Origin of the sequence: Shewanella khirikhana (assembly GCF_003957745.1) — a bacterium.
In the GTDB taxonomy this organism is placed as follows: Bacteria; Pseudomonadota; Gammaproteobacteria; order Enterobacterales; family Shewanellaceae; genus Shewanella; species Shewanella khirikhana.
This window is the reverse complement of the sequence record NZ_CP020373.1, coordinates 659090-675781: the sequence shown is the minus strand read 5'-3', so window position 1 is coordinate 675781 and position 16692 is coordinate 659090. Positions and strand designations below refer to the sequence as shown.

General features: G+C 54.8%; 15 protein-coding genes. 3 read left to right on the top strand and 12 right to left on the bottom strand.

Annotated features, from left to right (window positions below; translation table 11 throughout):
• Positions 1–23: 23 nt before the first annotated feature.
• The 12 genes from STH12_RS02885 to rlmD form a co-directional block, all read right to left on the bottom strand.
• Positions 24–914, bottom strand: a complete 891-nt coding sequence (locus tag STH12_RS02885) for a peptidoglycan DD-metalloendopeptidase family protein (RefSeq protein WP_126166173.1) — start codon at positions 912–914, stop codon at positions 24–26.
• Positions 915–936: 22 nt separating this feature from the next.
• Entirely contained in the window at positions 937–1572 is a 636-nt protein-coding gene (locus tag STH12_RS02880) for a protein-L-isoaspartate(D-aspartate) O-methyltransferase (RefSeq protein ID WP_126166172.1), read from the bottom strand.
• Positions 1569–2315 (bottom strand): 5'/3'-nucleotidase SurE, encoded by a 747-nt coding sequence (gene surE, locus STH12_RS02875; protein ID WP_126166171.1) that lies wholly within the window; start codon positions 2313–2315, stop codon positions 1569–1571. Before surE ends, STH12_RS02880 begins: the two co-directional genes overlap by 4 nt.
• Positions 2296–3387, bottom strand: a complete 1092-nt coding sequence (gene truD, locus STH12_RS02870) for a tRNA pseudouridine(13) synthase TruD (protein ID WP_126166170.1) — start codon at positions 3385–3387, stop codon at positions 2296–2298. Before truD ends, surE begins: the two co-directional genes overlap by 20 nt.
• On the bottom strand, positions 3384–3866 hold the full coding sequence (ispF, locus tag STH12_RS02865; protein WP_126166169.1) for a 2-C-methyl-D-erythritol 2,4-cyclodiphosphate synthase: 483 nt from the start codon (positions 3864–3866) through the stop codon (positions 3384–3386). Before ispF ends, truD begins: the two co-directional genes overlap by 4 nt.
• A gap of 9 nt (positions 3867–3875) precedes the next feature.
• Positions 3876–4592, bottom strand: coding sequence for a 2-C-methyl-D-erythritol 4-phosphate cytidylyltransferase (ispD, locus tag STH12_RS02860; protein ID WP_126166168.1), 717 nt, complete (start codon positions 4590–4592; stop codon positions 3876–3878).
• Positions 4589–4906, bottom strand: a complete 318-nt coding sequence (ftsB, locus tag STH12_RS02855; protein ID WP_126166167.1) for a cell division protein FtsB — start codon at positions 4904–4906, stop codon at positions 4589–4591. Before ftsB ends, ispD begins: the two co-directional genes overlap by 4 nt.
• A 101-nt stretch (positions 4907–5007) precedes the next feature.
• Entirely contained in the window at positions 5008–6303 is a 1296-nt protein-coding gene (gene eno, locus STH12_RS02850; RefSeq protein WP_011759152.1) for a phosphopyruvate hydratase, read from the bottom strand.
• Between the two features lie 226 nt (positions 6304–6529).
• Positions 6530–8167 (bottom strand): CTP synthase, encoded by a 1638-nt coding sequence (locus STH12_RS02845; RefSeq protein WP_126166166.1) that lies wholly within the window; start codon positions 8165–8167, stop codon positions 6530–6532.
• Between the two features lie 97 nt (positions 8168–8264).
• Complete coding sequence (gene mazG / locus STH12_RS02840) at positions 8265–9074, bottom strand: nucleoside triphosphate pyrophosphohydrolase (RefSeq protein WP_126166165.1); 810 nt, start codon at positions 9072–9074, stop codon at positions 8265–8267.
• Positions 9075–9203: 129 nt separating this feature from the next.
• The gene (relA, locus tag STH12_RS02835; protein WP_126166164.1) at positions 9204–11408 is read right to left on the bottom strand and encodes a GTP diphosphokinase; all 2205 of its coding nucleotides are present in this window, start codon (positions 11406–11408) and stop codon (positions 9204–9206) included.
• Between the two features lie 141 nt (positions 11409–11549).
• Positions 11550–12884: a 23S rRNA (uracil(1939)-C(5))-methyltransferase RlmD gene (rlmD, locus tag STH12_RS02830; RefSeq protein ID WP_126166163.1), complete on the bottom strand. Its 1335-nt coding sequence runs from the start codon at positions 12882–12884 to the stop codon at positions 11550–11552.
• Between the two features lie 94 nt (positions 12885–12978).
• Between rlmD and barA the strand changes: the two genes are divergently transcribed.
• Genes barA through STH12_RS02815 form a run of 3 tightly spaced genes read left to right on the top strand, consistent with a single transcriptional unit; the run spans position 12979 to position 16678 of the window.
• Positions 12979–15807, top strand: a complete 2829-nt coding sequence (gene barA, locus STH12_RS02825) for a two-component sensor histidine kinase BarA (protein WP_126166162.1) — start codon at positions 12979–12981, stop codon at positions 15805–15807.
• Positions 15797–16411, top strand: a complete 615-nt coding sequence (locus STH12_RS02820) for a YjaG family protein (RefSeq protein ID WP_126166161.1) — start codon at positions 15797–15799, stop codon at positions 16409–16411. The genes barA and STH12_RS02820 overlap by 11 nt, the downstream gene beginning before the upstream one ends.
• Before the next feature lie 12 nt (positions 16412–16423).
• Entirely contained in the window at positions 16424–16678 is a 255-nt protein-coding gene (locus STH12_RS02815; RefSeq protein WP_126166160.1) for a DUF3319 domain-containing protein, read from the top strand.
• Positions 16679–16692 lie beyond the last annotated feature (14 nt).

Genomic DNA, 16692 nt, shown 5'->3' with positions numbered 1-16692 from the left:
TGCCACAATTGGCTGCCGTAAAGTTACTGCTTCGGCAAATATTTCAGTGGGTTAACCGACACACCGTGCAAACGGATCTCGAAGTGGAGCATCACGTGCTGAGCATCGGTATTTCCCATTTTCGCAACTGTCTGTCCAGCACTGACCTGTTGCTTCTCTTTCACCAGGATCTTATCGAGATGAGCGTAAGCACTGAGAAAATCTTCACTGTGCTTGATAATCACGAGATTGCCATATCCACGAAGCGCGTTACCGGCGTAAACCACTCTGCCTTCTGCCGCGGCTCTGATGGGGTCGCCCCGTCGCCCTGCAATTTTAATCCCTTTACTTCCCTGCTCTCTGGCAGAAAAGGTTCCAACCAAGCGACCCTTGGCAGGCCATAACCAGCGACTGACTTCTTCAGGCAAACCTTCAGGTGTCGTAGCATTACGGTTAGCTTTTTGTTGTGAACTTGTTACAGCGTAATCAGCTTTATTTTTCGGATCAAGTGTTTTTTTTGACGCCCCTGTAGCAGCATTGCTACCAGAAGATGCTACCGTAACAGATTGTTTATTATTGATTTTGCCATTTGACACCGCTGTCGTAGGTTGATTTTTGACACCGCTTTTAGCGGTTGAACCTTTTGTAACAGAGGTTTTAGAGGTGAGCTTGAGGACCTGCCCAGGAAAGATGGTATACGGTTTATTTAGTTGATTAATCTTGGCAATTTCCTGGAAGTCACGTCCCGCCCCCCAGGCGATCGAGTACAGGGTGTCACCTTTTTTGACCCGATAAGTGGAACTGGTCAGACTTCCTTTGGGATAGGCAGGTTTTTTTTTGGATGTCGCACTTTCGACTGGCGCAGGTTGGTGAGATTGCAGGCTGCAACCTCCAAACAGTAACAAACATAGGCACATCAGTGTCAGTCTGGCCATGGCGAGCTGCTCTTTTCCTTGATTAAGCCAACACGCCATTAACCAGTGGCACAAACTTCACGGCTTCAATGATTTCCGAGCTGAAGTCCTGTCCCTGGCGGCGTATCGCCATCAGCTGCTGGGAGTCATCCCCAACCGGGATAACCAATAAGCCACCTTCGGCCAACTGCTCAAGCAGCGCGCTGGGTACCGAAGACGCGGCCGCTGTGACCATGATGGCATCGAAGGGGCCACGGTTGGGCCAACCCTGCCAACCATCACCGTATTTAAAAGACACATTGTGCAAATCGAGCCGCTTGAGCCGTTGCCGGGCCTGAATTTGCAGCGCCTTGATGCGCTCTATGGTGCAAAGCTCAGGTACCAGCTGCGCCAAAATGGCGGCCTGATAACCCGAGCCTGTGCCCACTTCCAACATCCGCTGCGGCCTGGCCTGCATCACAAGCTCGGTCATGCGGGCCACAATATAGGGCTGAGAAATGGTTTGCCCCTGACCTATTGGCAAGGCGGTGTTTTCATAGGCCTTATGCGCCAATGCCGCGTCGAGAAACAATTCTCTTGGGGTATTGGCAATGGCCTGCAATACGGCTGAGTCGCGGATCCCCGCTTCATACAGCTTTTTTGCCAGATTCATGGCCACCGTCGAGCCGGTCGGGTTCATATCTTTTCTATCCAGTTTGCCAGTGCGTTAAGTTGACTGTGAGCGGTTAAATCCACGGTTAATGGCGTGATGGACACATAGCCGTCGGCCACGGCGCCAAAGTCAGTGCCTTCGCTGGCATCAAGCTCTTCACCCGGCGGCCCGAGCCAGAAGATTTCACGTCCGGCCGGATCGGCGGTCCGTACCACGCCTTCGGCCCTGTGACGCGCTCCCAGGCGAGTAACCTTGATGCCCTTGATTTGCTCAAGGGGCAAATCGGGTACATTCACATTGAGTATTTGATCAGCAGGCAAAGGGTGTGCCTTGAGCCCCTGCACAATGCGCAGCGCTATTTGCGCAGCGGCATCATAGTGCTGCGGGTTTCGGGCAGACAAAGACACCGCAATCGCCGGCAGCCCCTGAAACCGCCCTTCCATGGCCGCAGCCACAGTGCCGGAATAGAGGGTGTCATCCCCCATATTGGCCCCGGCATTAATCCCCGAGACCACAAGCTGCGGCTCTTCGGTGCAAATCTCCCGAATGGCAATGTGCACACAATCCGATGGCGTACCGTTAACCGCGATATAGCCGTTGTCTAACCTATTAATTCTCAATGGATTAGTCAAGGTTAACGAGTTGCTGGCGGCGGAGCAGTTGCGATCCGGTGCCACTACATCCACATGGGCAATGGCCTTTAAGGCCTCGGCGAGCGCCTTGATGCCCGGGGCATGCACCCCGTCATCGTTACTCACCAACAGGCGCATTAGCGGCCTCCTGTGCCTGACGTTCGGCCACCGCGCGGCGCCACTCCAGCTCTTTCACGTCGCTGTACTCACAAAGCTCTCGCAGCACACTGGTAGCAAAGGCGCCAGCCGGCAAGCAGAAATCCAGAGTCAGGGTATCGCCGTCCAGTTTAAAGCTCAGCTGTTCAGGGCGCAGCAGCAGCGCGCGGCGCTCCTGGGTCAGGCCTTCTTTTTCAAGGCCGTTGCGCTCAAGCTCGTAAGCCGCGAGCACCGACGCTTCAAACTCGGCGGCGTCGCCCTTGGCGAGCATCTCACCGCGGCCCCACAGGGGCGCCGACAGTTGAATATCTTTCTCAGCCAGACGGCCTTTGAGCGTCTCATCCCAAGTTTCGGCCACAAAGAAGCTGCGGCTGCCAGAAAGCATCACACAGTCCCCCTCAAGCAACCCCAAACCGGAAGCATCTTGCCTTGCCAAACGGGCGCTGACCACCTGATTAAAGAGCTCAGAGCGCACCGCCGACAGATACAGGCTGCGCTTATTTCTGTCTTTCACCTTGCGGCCTTCAAACATCTGTCGCGCCTTAACCAGATTGCCACCATCATGGCCGAAACGCTGCTCACCGAAATAGTTGGGCACGCCGCCAGAGCGCACCTGCTCGAGGCGGGTAACCAGTTCCTGTGGGTCGGAAACGTTGCGCAGCACCAAAGTAAAACGATTGCCTGAAAGTGCGCCTGTGCGCAGCTTTTTGCCATGGCGGGCAAACGACAACACCTGCATCTGCTCATTGCTCATTGCGGCCCAGTCCGGGGTATCCTTGCCGGGAATGCGCACCCCAAACCACTGCTCGGTAATGGCATTTTTGTCTTTTTGACCGGCAAAGGTCACTTCCTTGGGATGCACCTTGGCAAATTTGGAAATCATCTCCGCCACCTGCGCCGTGTTCAGGCCATCTTTGCGGATATGCAGCAAGTGATGCTCGCCTTCACCATCGGGCAGGAATGGCAGGATTTCTTTCACCTGAAAGTCGCTGTTGTGGGTGCGGATATCGGCGCTTACAGCCGGCTTGCCGTAAAGAAAAGTCAGCTCAGTCATTTCACATTCTCCATCAACACCACAGCTTCCACGGCGATGCCTTCTTTGCGACCGGTGAAGCCAAGCTTCTCGGTGGTGGTCGCTTTTACGTTGATATTATCAAGCTCAGTTTGCAGATCGTCCGCCAGTACCGCGCGCATGGCCTCAATGTGAGGCAGCATTTTCGGCGCCTGGGCGATGATGGTCACATCCAGGTTGCCAATAGCAAAGCCGCGCTCCCGGGCAAGCTTAAAGCAGTGGCGTAACAGCCCCCGGCTGTCGGCGCCTTCATAGGCGGCGTCGGTGTCGGGAAAGTGCTTGCCTATGTCACCGAGCGCCATGGCGCCCAGGATGGCATCACTGATGGCATGCAGCACGACATCACCATCGGAGTGGGCAATAAGCCCGGTCTCATAAGGCACTTCAACGCCGCAGAGAATGAGTGGACGGTCGGCGCCAAACTTGTGCACATCAAAACCGTGGCCAATCCTGATTTTCATCGAAATTCCTTAATTGTGTTGCTGCTGGGCCTGCAGAAAAAGCCCTGCCAGCTGTAAATCGTCCGGATGGGTGACCTTGATATTGTCGGCCCGGCCACTGACAAGCCCCGGATGCACTCCGGCCCATTCCATCGCCGACGCTTCGTCGGTTACGGCAACGCTGGCGTCCAGCGCTTGCTTAAGATTCAGTTTAAGGCTCGCGGCGGGAAACAGCTGCGGCGTTAGTGCATGCCACAGGGCTTCACGGCACACGGTGGTCTCTATGCTGCCATCCTTTGCCGCCCGCTTCATGGTGTCCCGTACCGGCATGGCAAGTATCGCCCCCTGAGGGAAACGTTGCCGACTTTCAAGCAATGCATCTATGTCGCCATGGGTTAAACAGGGTCTGGCCGCATCGTGCACCAGTGCCCAGGCATTGCTGTTATCCGGCAAGGCAGACAGAGCGGCCAATACCGAGTCGGCGCGCTCTTTGCCGCCCAAAACCCGGGTGAGCTTGGGGTGGCGCGCCTCCGCTAAACTGTCAAACCAGCTGTCGTCTGCCGCCACTGCAACTATGACTTTATCAATCGCGGGGTGAGACAGCAGCCTTGCCAGGGTGTGGGCTAAAATCGGTTTATCCAGCAATGGCAGATACTGCTTGGGAATAGTGGCGCCCATGCGGCTGCCAATACCGGCGGCGGGCACTATGGCCACGATATTTCCACCGGAGGGTATTTGGGAATTCATTGACTGTCCTGTGGCTGTTCCTGCGCTTGGGTGCCGCGACCATCGCTGCCCACAACCCGGAAGAAGGTTTCGCCTTTCTCAATCAACCCCAATTCGTTGCGGGCGCGTTCTTCCAGCGCCTCGGTGCCGCTTTTCAGATCCAGAATTTCCTCTTTAAGCACATCGTTGCGCTCCTGCAGTTCAGCATTGGTTTGCTGACGCATCTGGATTTTATCTTTGAGACTGAAGTATTCGGTCAGGCTATTATCGCCAAACCATAGCCGGTACTGGAGCAGCACCAGCAAGGCAAAGAGAACCAGAACGAATCGCTTCATGGATGAATTGAGGTGATTGGGTGAATTTGGGGAGATATTACAACAAAAAAGGCCACCTTGGGGGTGGCCTTTTGCGCATTCAATCAAATTTTATCAGGCGATTAGCCCTTGGCGTTGATTTCGGTCAGACCGCGGTATGGCGCTTTCTCACCCAGTTGCTCTTCGATACGCAGCAGCTGGTTGTACTTGGCAACACGGTCAGAGCGGCACAGTGAACCTGTCTTGATTTGACCGGCAGCAGTACCTACGGCCAGATCGGCAATGGTCGCATCTTCGGTTTCACCGGAACGGTGAGAGATAACGGCGGTGTAACCGGCTTCTTTGGCCATGCGGATAGCAGCCAGAGTTTCGGTCAGAGAACCAATCTGGTTGAACTTGATCAGGATTGAGTTGGCAATGCCCTGCTCAATACCGCGGCTCAGGATCTTGGTATTGGTTACGAACAGGTCGTCACCTACCAGCTGTACCTTGTCGCCGAGGATTTGGGTCTGGTATGCCCAACCTTCCCAATCAGACTCGTCCAGACCGTCTTCGATAGATACGATTGGGTACTGCTCGGTCAGTGACTTAAGGAAGTCAGAGAAACCGTTTGAGCTGAATACTTTGCCTTCGCCAGACAGGTCATACTGACCATCTTTGTAGAACTCAGAGGCGGCGCAGTCCAGTGCCAGAGTCACGTCGGTGCCGAGCTTATAACCGGCAGCTTCAACGGCTTCTTTGATAACAGCCAGAGCGTCGGCGTTGGAAGCCAGGTTTGGCGCAAAACCACCTTCATCACCCACGGCAGTGTTCAGACCTTTGGCCTTCAGCACTTTCTTCAGGTTGTGGAAGATTTCGGCGCCCATACGCAGGGCTTCACGGAAGCTCTTGGCGCTCACTGGCTGAACCATGAACTCCTGGATATCCACGTTGTTGTCAGCGTGCTCACCACCGTTAAGGATGTTCATCATAGGCACAGGCATGCTGTACTGACCTGGGGTGCCGTTCAGCTCAGCGATGTGAGCGTACAGTGGGATACCTTTCGCAGCGGCAGCGGCTTTGGCAGCGGCCAGAGACACAGCCAGAATGGCGTTGGCGCCCAGCTTGTCTTTGTTCTCGGTACCGTCCAGAGCAATCATGATGCCGTCCAGCTCGGCCTGAGCGGTGGCGTCTTTACCGAGCAGGGCTTCACGGATAGGACCATTTACGTTGTCAACGGCCTTCAGAACACCTTTACCCAGGTAACGGGCTTTGTCGCCGTCACGCAGTTCCAGCGCTTCGCGGCTACCGGTAGAAGCACCGGATGGCGCAGCCGCCATACCAACAAAGCCACCTTCCAGGTGTACTTCGGCTTCCACAGTTGGGTTGCCGCGTGAATCCATGATTTCACGACCGATCACTTTGATAATCTTAGCCATAATGTCCTCGATTTAGTCTTGAATTAAAGGTTAAGTTGAAAAGAAAAAACCCATACCCATCTCAGCGCTACATTGAGCTCATGTACCAAATTGAATGCACCCTGATATGGGTATCTGATTTTTTCTGTTTGTCCATCGCACACAGGCAGGATTTACCCGTGCTTATTTTTGCGCCAACCCCAGAGTAAAAAGCCGGCGCTGCCATCACAGCGCCGGCTTGTATTTATCAGCTCAGGTTGCGTTTTTGATGCGCTCTGGCTGCTGCCACAAAACCTTCGAACAGCGGATGGCCGTCACGGGGTGTGGAAGTAAACTCTGGGTGGAACTGACCAGCCACAAACCAAGGGTGGTTCGGCAGCTCAATCATTTCAACCAGCTTGCGGTCAGAAGACAGGCCACTGAATACCAGGCCGGCTTTCTCAAGCTGTTTCACGTAGTTGTTGTTCACTTCAAAACGGTGACGATGACGCTCGATACAGCTTTCTGAGCCATAAGCCTCGGCAGCCTTGGTACCGGCCTTGAGGTGACACAGCTGAGCACCAAGGCGCATGGTGCCGCCCAGATCGGACGCTTCGTCGCGCTGCTCAATATTACCTTCTTCGTCGATCCATTCTGTGATCAGACCCACAACCGGATGCGGAGTTTGCTTGTTGAACTCGGTTGAGTGCGCGTTTTCAAGGCCAGCCACGTTACGGGCGAACTCGATAAGCGCCACCTGCATACCCAGACAAATACCGAAGTAAGGCAGGTCGTTTTCACGGGCATACTTGGCGGCCAGGATTTTACCTTCCACGCCACGCTCGCCGAAGCCGCCAGGCACCAGAATACCATCCAGGCCAGCCAGGGCTTCTTCGCCTTTGGCTTCTACACTTTGAGAGTCAACGTACTTGATGTTAACAGTCACGCGATTCTTCAGACCCGCGTGCTTGAGCGCCTCGTTCACGGACTTGTAAGCGTCAGGCAGCTCGATGTACTTACCCACCATACCAATGGTGATTTCACCGTTGGGGTTGGCTTCCTGATAAATCACGTTCTCCCACTCAGACAGATCGGCTTCTTTGCATTCCAGGTGGAAACGCTTGCAAACCAGGTCATCCAGGCCCTGAGAGGTCAGCAGTGCCGGGATCTTGTAGATGGAGTCAACGTCTTTCAGAGAGATAACGGCGCGCTCTTCCACGTTACAGAACAGGGAGATCTTGGCACGCTCGTTGGCAGGAATGGCGCGGTCACCGCGGCAAACCAGAATATCCGGCGCAATACCGATAGAACGCAGTTCTTTTACCGAGTGCTGAGTTGGCTTGGTTTTCACTTCACCGGCCGCACCGAGGAATGGCACCAGAGTCAGGTGCATGAACATGGAACGGTCACGGCCCAGTTCAACGCCCAGCTGACGGATAGACTCGAGGAACGGCAGGGATTCGATATCACCCACGGTACCGCCAATCTCAACGATGGCCACGTCATGGCCTTCGCCGCCTTCCAGCACCTTGGCCTTGATGGCGTTGGTGATGTGTGGAATCACCTGAATGGTGGCGCCCAGATAGTCACCACGGCGCTCTTTACGCAGAACCTCTTCGTAAATACGACCGGTGGTGAAGTTGTTACGGCGGTTCATCTTGGTACGGATGAAACGCTCATAGTGACCCAGGTCCAGATCCGTCTCTGCGCCGTCCTCAGTCACAAACACTTCACCGTGTTGTGTCGGGCTCATGGTACCTGGGTCAACGTTGATGTAAGGATCCAGCTTCATGATGGTCACGTTGAGGCCCCGTGCCTCAAGAATGGCTGCCAATGATGCTGCTGCAATGCCTTTGCCCAGCGACGAAACCACGCCGCCAGTCACGAAGATATACCTTGTCGTCATGCTGAACCTGAGAAAATATGAGTGTGAAAATATGTGCTTGTAAGAAAGCACCAGGACGGGGCGACAGTATATCAAAGCCCTGTGCTTTCGACAAACCTCAACGGGGAGATTTTTCCTGCTCTTTTACCTGATCCCAGAAGCCATCAAGCTCGGCGAGGGAATAATCAGTCAATTGTCTGCCTCCCTGGGATGCCAGCGCCTCCACGCCGCGAAAACGGCGTTCAAACTTTTGATTGGCCTGGCGCAGCGCCTGCTCGGGCTCGACGCCCAGATGGCGCGCCATGTTCACCACAGCAAACAAGAGGTCGCCCATCTCGCTGGCAACCCGCTCCGGGTCAGGATTATCCACCTGCACTTCGGCCAGTACTTCGGCAATTTCTTCTTCCACCTTGGCCACCACCGGCGGCAACTCGCCCCAGTCAAAGCCCACCCGGGCAACCCGTTTCTGGATTTTGGCGGCGCGGCTTAGGGCCGGCAGGCCTACCGGCACATCATCGAGCACCGAGTGCTTGTCTTTAGCTTTGCGTTCAGCGGCCTTAATAGCTTCCCAGTTATCTTTCACTTCTTTACTGGAGTTCACTTCTATATCGCCAAACACATGGGGATGGCGGGAGGTGAGCTTGGCACAGATGCGCCGGACGACTTCATCGAAGTCAAACAGCCCCTGCTCTTTACCAAGCTGGCAGTAGAACACCACCTGAAACAAAAGGTCCCCCAGCTCATCCGGCAACTCATCAAGATCCATCCGCTCAATGGTGTCGGCCACTTCGTAGGCCTCTTCCAGAGTAAAAGGCACTATGGTTTCGAACCGCTGCGCCTTGTCCCAGGGGCAGCCATGCTCCGGGTCGCGCAATTTGGCCATAATGGCCAGCAGCGGATTGATGTCGGCATTGAATTCTGAGCCCATTTGCTTTCCCTTCTACATATGCATTCTGCGCAGCTATGGTTTTAAAACACGTTAAAAACAAAGGCTGCGACGCAGCCCTTGTTTGAAAGGTTTAATATTCACCTACTTACAGGCGTCAAATCACAGGCATTAGAGGCGGCGAGCCTCTATCACCCCATCGACCTGACCTAACTTCGACAGCACCCTGGAGAGGCCATCAACGTTATAAAGCTCAAGCTCAAGCTCAATGGCCGCGGTCTGGTTTTTGATATCCGATGAGCTGCTCATGGCAAGCACATTGGATTTCTCCGCCGCCAGCACCGAGGTTAAATCCCGCAGCAAACCGGTTCTGTCATGGGCCAGCACCCGCAGACGGATTTTGTAACCGCCGGAGTAATTCTCGCCCCAGACCACATCCACCACCCGCTCGGGATGAGCGCGCATCAGCTCTTTCACCTGCTCGCAGTCGGCGCGGTGCACCGAAATACCTCGGCCCTTGGTGATAAAGCCAAAGATTTCATCACCGGGCACAGGGCGGCAGCACTGGGCGATATGGCTTAGAAGGTTACCCACGCCATTCACTTCAATCTGATCCCGGGTCTTGGCAATCGGCTTGTGCTGGCCTTTTTTAACCAGCTCATCCACCGCCTCTTCATCGGAAATCTCGTGCACCCGCATCCGACTCTGGATGTGATTCACCACCTGATTAAGACGCACATCGCCACCACCAATGGCCGCCAGCAGGTCGTCCATATTGGTCATGTTAAAGCGCTCAATGGCGCTGCCAACATCTTTCAGGGTCAGTCCAACACGGCTGAGCTCGGCTTCCAGCATCTCGCGGCCAGCGGCCAGGTTTTTGTCCCTGTCCTGCTGCTTGAACCAATGCTGGATTTTGCTGCGGGCGCGGGAGGTCTTGATGTAACCCAGGTTGGGATTGAGCCAATCACGCTTGGGATTGGGGTGCTTGGAGGTGATGATTTCAATCCGCTCACCGGTTTCCACCTGATAAGTGAAAGGCACGATGCGGCCATCCACCTTGGCGCCAATACACTTGTGGCCCACCTGAGAGTGAATGTAATAGGCAAAGTCGAGCACGGTACTGCCGGCGGGCAAGTCCACCACCTCGCCTGACGGGGTAAACACATACACCCGGTCCTCGAACACCTGGCTGCGAATTTCTTCCACCAGGTTGCCGCTTTCCACCACGTCTTCCTGCCACTGCAGAATTTTACGCAGCCAGTTAATTTTCTCTTCGTAGCCGCTTTGTTTGCCTGCATGGCCCTCTTTGTATTTCCAGTGGGCCGCCACGCCAAGCTCGGCGTCCTGATGCATATCTTCGGTACGAATTTGAATTTCAACGGTTTTACCCTCAGGCCCCACCACCACTGTGTGAATGGACTGGTAACCGTTGGGCTTGGGATTGGCGACATAGTCGTCAAACTCCCGCGGAATATGATGGTAAAGAGTGTGCACCACACCCAGGGCGCCGTAGCAGTCCTGCAAACGGTCGGTAACGATTCGCACGGCGCGCACATCAAACAGCTCATCAAACTTGAGGTGCTTGCCCTTCATCTTGCGCCAGATGGAGTAGATGTGTTTGGGGCGGCCGTATACCTTGGCGCGAATATGCTCTTCGTCGAGCTTGGCCTGCAGGTCGTTTACAAACTGCTCTATGTAGGTTTCGCGATCGATGCGCTTACCATCAAGCTGTTTGGCAATTTCTTTATAGGTTTCAGGATGCAGATAGCGGAAGGAAATGTCCTCAAGCTCCCACTTGAGCTGACCTATGCCCAAACGGTTTGCCAGCGGCGCATAAATATCGGCGATTTCACGGGCCAGCAGCACCCGGGTTTCTTCATCGGCGTTTTTCACCGCCCGCAGCAAACACACCCGCTCGGCAAGCTTGATGACCACGGCGCGCACATCTTCCACCATGGCCAGCAGCATCTTGCGGATGTTGTCGATTTGCACTTCGGCGGAGCGCGACTGCTCACCGAGTTTGAGGCTGCCGATGGCGTTCATGGTTACCACGCTGGCAACCAGATTCCCCAGCTTGTCACCGAACTTTTCGATGAGTTTTTCCTGTGGCAGCAGCCCGGCTTCCTGCACCGAAAACAGCACCGCCGCCTGCAGGGTTTCGAGATCCATGTTCAGCGGCGCCAGGATTTCAATCATCTCCCGGGCACGGAACATCAGCGCCTGATGGGCTTTCACATCCTTGACCGGTATGGCTTGCACGCTGCGCAGCAGCTCAAGCAGGACCTCGGCGTCCTGTGGTTCCTCCACATAGCGGGCAACCCAGTCTTCGAGGTTGAAATCGACATCGGTGAAGTGTGCTTCGCGGACTGACACCATAGGTTTAAGGATCCCTCTTCACTGCTATTTTCACAGCGGCTAAAACAGCTAAAGCCTTTATCTTCAGGATTGCTGCGAACTTGTCAAACCATAGCAGGCCAATTGGCCATTAAATTTGCTACATCACGCAAAATCTACCGATTATTTTACAAGTTCGAAAAGTGCCATGCCTTCACTGTGGTGAGTCTGGGGGAACATATCCACCAGCCCCAAACGACTCAAACGATAACCAGCCTCTTTCAGCAGCGCGGCATCCCGGCCCAGGCTGGCTGGATTACAGGAGACATAAAGCACGCTGGCAGGCTTCATCTTTTTAAGCCACTTTAAGCTTTCGTAGGCGCCGGCGCGGGCAGGGTCAAGCAGCAGCTTGTCGATTTTGCCAAGCCAGGGCTCGGCGGCTAAATCGGCGCTCAAGTCGGCGCAGTAAAACGCCACATTTTCCAGGCCATTTTTAGCGGCATTGCTGCGGGCACGTTCCACCATTTCGGCAACGCCTTCCACCCCAATCACGTCGGCGCCGCGCTTTGCCAGCGGCAAACTGAAATTGCCCACACCGCAAAAGAGGTCCAGTACCCGCTCACCGGGCTGAATATCAAGCCAGTCAATGGCCTGAGTGACCATGGCCTGATTCACCTCGCCATTGACCTGGATAAAGTTACCGGGAGCGAACTCAAGCTCAATATCATCGCTCAGCTGATACGCCGGCAGCGCGCTGTCTGTGGACATGAATTCAAGCTCGCCTTCGTTACCCTGCAGCAGCAGCGCTATCTGCTTGTCATCGGCAAAGGCCTGCAACAGCTTTTTATCGCTCTGAGCCAGCGCCGCCGTGATACGAAGCACCGCATAAATGCCACGCTCGGTTTCCAGCAGCTCCAGATGCCCAAGGCGCTGCTTGCCCTTCAAGCGGTTAAGCAGCTCGGAGAAAGGGGCAATCAAATCGGACAAAGGCTTAGCCAGCACGGCGCAGTGTTCAATGCCGACCACGGCTTTGCTAGCCTCTTCACGAAAGCCAAGCGACAGGCGCTGATTGTCTTTACCGAGCAGAGTAGCCAGACGCGCCCGGCGACGATAATGCCAGCCTTCGGCCACTATGGGAGCTTCAGTGATGGTCACGGCTTCGCCAAGACCACGGCCAAGAATGTCAGCCAGGGCGGCAGATTTGTACTCACGCTGGGATGCAAGCGACAGATGCTGCAAATCACAGCCACCGCAGCGGCCATACCAGGGGCAATCCGCAGCCTGACGCGACTCGCTCGGCTCAATCACCTTAATCAGGCGGGCGTGGGCATAGTTTTTCTTCTGGTCGGTAAGCTGCACTTCAACGGTTTCACCCGCCAGCGCGCCCGGAATAAAGACTACCTTGCCCTGATATTCGGAAATTCCTGCCCCCAAATGATCGAGCCTTTGCACCTTGAGTGCTATCTTTTGGGAAAGCTTTTTCGCGTTACTGGGCTTTGCTTTGAAAAACTGTGCCATTGTGGTCTCACACAAGAAAAATCTGTTAAGACGGCCGGGTTTCTGGCAGTCTTAGAACATTCAAACTCAAAGGAAAACAGGGATAACCCAGCACATGAATACCGCGCACAATATGACAAAATACAGTCTGCGGTCCTGGGTATTGGTGTTGGCGCTCGCGCCCACGATCCTCGTTGGTATTCTTTTGGGCAGCTACTTTACCATAAACCGCTTCTATGATCTCGAAGACACGCTCAAAGAGATGGGCAGCAACATCATCGAACCGCTGGCCATTTCTGCAGAGCAAAGTCTGTCGACCAACAATCGCGAAATTACCAAGGTGCTGCTGGCCCGGGCGCAGCTGAATAAGTCGACCCTGGTCAAGTCCATTGCGATTTTCGACATTAATAATCAACTGTTTGTCACCTCCCATTATCACAAAGACTTTGAAGTAATGCGCTACAAAGAGGCGCTGGACAGTCTTAAGGAAACCCAATTTGAGCATGAGGGCGATACCCTCATAGTGCGCACGCCTATTTTCGCCATTAACAGCAAAGCCCCCAGCGGCGTCGATCGCAGCGACGATGGCAGCGGCCGTTTCAACGATGCTGTGGTGATGCCCGACAACTCCAACGCCACCCTGCTGGGTTATGTCTCTTTGATGCTCAATAAAGAGAAGGCGCTGCTGGAGCAGCACAGGGCAGCGGTTGCCGCCTTTATTATCGTGCTGATTGGGGTGCAGCTGAACCTGCTGTTTACCTTCCGTCTGGTGAAAAACGTCACCCAACCTATCACCGACATGGTGAAACTGGTGGGCAAAATTCGCGAAGGAAAGCTCGACGCCAGGCTCGAAGGCAACCTTATCGGCGAGCTGGATTTGCTCAACCGCGGTATTAACGCCATGGCTTCGTCGCTGTCGGAATACCACGACGAGATGCAGCAAAACATCGACCAGGCCACCTCGGATTTACGTGAAACCCTGGAGCAGATTGAAATCCAGAACATCGCTCTGGACAGAGCCAAGAAGGACGCCCAGGAGGCCAGCCGCATTAAGTCTGAGTTTTTGGCAAACATGTCCCACGAACTCAGAACCCCGCTCAACGGGGTGATTGGTTTTGCCAGACAATTGCTGAAGACACCGCTGCACTCAAGCCAGATGGAATACATCAAGACCATCGAGCGCAGCGCCACCAGTTTGCTGCAAATCATCAACGATATCCTCGACTTCTCCAAGCTTGAAGCCAACAAGATGGTGCTGGAGAGCATGCCTTTTGGGCTGCGCTCATCGCTGGAAGACACCATCAACCTGCTGGCGGGCAGTGCCCATGCCAAGGGGCTTGAGTTTGTGGTGGATGTGGACTCTCAGGTACCCGAAAACTTAAGTGGCGATGTGATGCGGCTGTCGCAAATCACCACCAACCTGGTGGGCAACGCCATCAAGTTTACCGAACAGGGCAGCGTGCACCTGAAAATCGGCCTGTTGTCCCAGGAAGAGAACAACATTACCCTGCGCTGTGAAGTCACCGACACAGGCATAGGCATTGACCCCGAACAGCAGGAACTGCTGTTCCAGGCTTTCGGTCAGGCCGACTCATCGATTTCGCGCCGTTATGGCGGCACCGGGTTAGGCCTTGTGATCACCAAGCGTTTGGTGGTGCAGATGATGGGCGGCCGCATCGGGTTTCATTCCGAGGTGGGCAAAGGGTCAAGTTTCTGGTTTACCGTGCCGCTGCAACTGAGCCCCTTCCCGGCGCACGACACTCTGCCGCTGGAAAAACTCATTGGCCATTCGGTGCTGTTGTTCGAGCCACGTAAACTCACCCGTGAATCCATCTCCCGCAAGCTCAAGGACTGGCACATGATGGTGACCCTGGCGAGCAGCGAAGATGAACTTGAGCAGCACCTTGGCGACAGACACTATGATGCCATCTTGCTGTCGGGCCAAAGCTGCGAAACCTGCGAAGATCTGCAGCGTCATCTGGCCAAGGTAAAAGATCACACCGGCTCTTTACTGTTGCTGAACGACTGCCTCGACCCAGAGGTCTACACCCAGGAAATGGAGCCCTTTGTCGACCTGGTGCTGCAGTTGCCAGTGAGCGAGCTTAAGCTGGCGCAAAACCTGATTTTCCCGCCGGTGAAGCGCGATGTGGCGCCCAAGCCGCAAATTACCAAGACGCCGACCACCCGCCATCCGTTGAACGTGCTGGCGGTGGACGATAACCTCGCCAACCTGAAACTGATTGATACGCTGCTTAAAGAACTGGTTGCCAACGTGGTGGCCGTCAGCAGTGGCGATCAGGCGGTTGCCCTGGCCAAGAGTCGCGCCTTTGATTTGATTTTTATGGACATTCAAATGCCAGGCACCGATGGCATTACGGCAACAAGGCTTATCCGTCAGGACTCGTTGAATCGCAATACCCCGATTATTGCCGTGACCGCCCATGCGATTAACGAAGAGCGCGAACGCATTCAGGCCAGCGGCATGGATGGCTACCTGCCAAAACCCATCGACGAAGCTGCCCTTAAAGGGGTGATTGCCCGTTGGCTGACCCGTCCCAAGTTCACCCACTTCGACAGCAACACCCTCAACTGGGAGCTGTGTTTAAGCCAGGCCAACCAAAAAGAAGACCTCGCCATCGACATGTTGAAGATGATGTTGGAATCTCTGCCCGGCACAGTAAACGATATCGAACTTGCCATGGCCCGCAGCGACAACGAAGCCATGCTTTACACGGTACACAAACTCCACGGCGCCAGCTGCTATTGCGGCGTGCCCACCACCCAGAAACTCTGCCAACAAATCGAGTCTGCGCTCAAGCGCGGCGCCGAGGTGGCAGATGTCGAACCGGAAATCCTTGAGTTACTTGATGAGCTGACTAAGGTAGAATCGGCGGCAACCCAAGTTATTTCCCAGATGTCAGCGGAAGTTCCCAATGAGCTCTAAACCCGGATTTTTCAAGCGCCTCAAGGCCTTGTCCCTGCCTCAAAAGCAACTGTTTGCCGTGGCCCTGTGCCAGCGCATGTACCCCAACTACCAACTGTTCTCCGAGGTATGCGAGTTTGGCGACCCCAAGGTGCTGGATACCGTACTGAACCTGCTGTGGCAGTCTCTGTACGACCGCAAGCTGAAGCTTAACCTTGAGCTGCACCTCGACCGCCTGGAAGAAGTGACGCCTGAGCCTGAGCAATTTGACGTTTATGGCGCCTACCCTGCCATGGATGCAGCGGTGGCTCTGGTGAGTCTGCTCAGCGGCATCGAGAGCAAAATCGAAGAAGACATCACTAATATCAGTAAATTGTCTTCGGCAACTGTGGCCAACTATATCGAAGCCATCAGTGATGTAGAGCTGGACGATGAGGCGCTGGACGACTTTGTATTCGCCCACGAAGCCATGGTAGCCGAGCGCGAACTGCAGGCGTCACTGCTGGATCTGGTTGAAGATAACCCGGATATGTCGGCCGACTTTATCAAGGCGCTCAGAAAGGAAATTGTCAGCAGCGGCGTATCCAACATCGGGATCAGCGTGCAGGATACCGCGCAGGCCTGAAAGGGTTAATCGATGAAAACCTTGCTCTATCAGGGATATGTACTCACCAACAGCGACGGCAAGACCAACAGCTGGAAGCTCACCATAGGTGACGAGGTGCGTATTGGCTCCCTGTTTGAGCTCAGGCGTCAGGTGGCGTTTTTTCAGGAGCTGGGGATATTGCCGCCAGTAAAGGAATACGCCAGCGGCGATGCCGGATTCAAGCCCAGGGGCAAACCAGGCGAAAAGCCCCGCAAGGCCGCAGGCAGCCACAGACTAAAGCGATAACAGGCCAATTGACC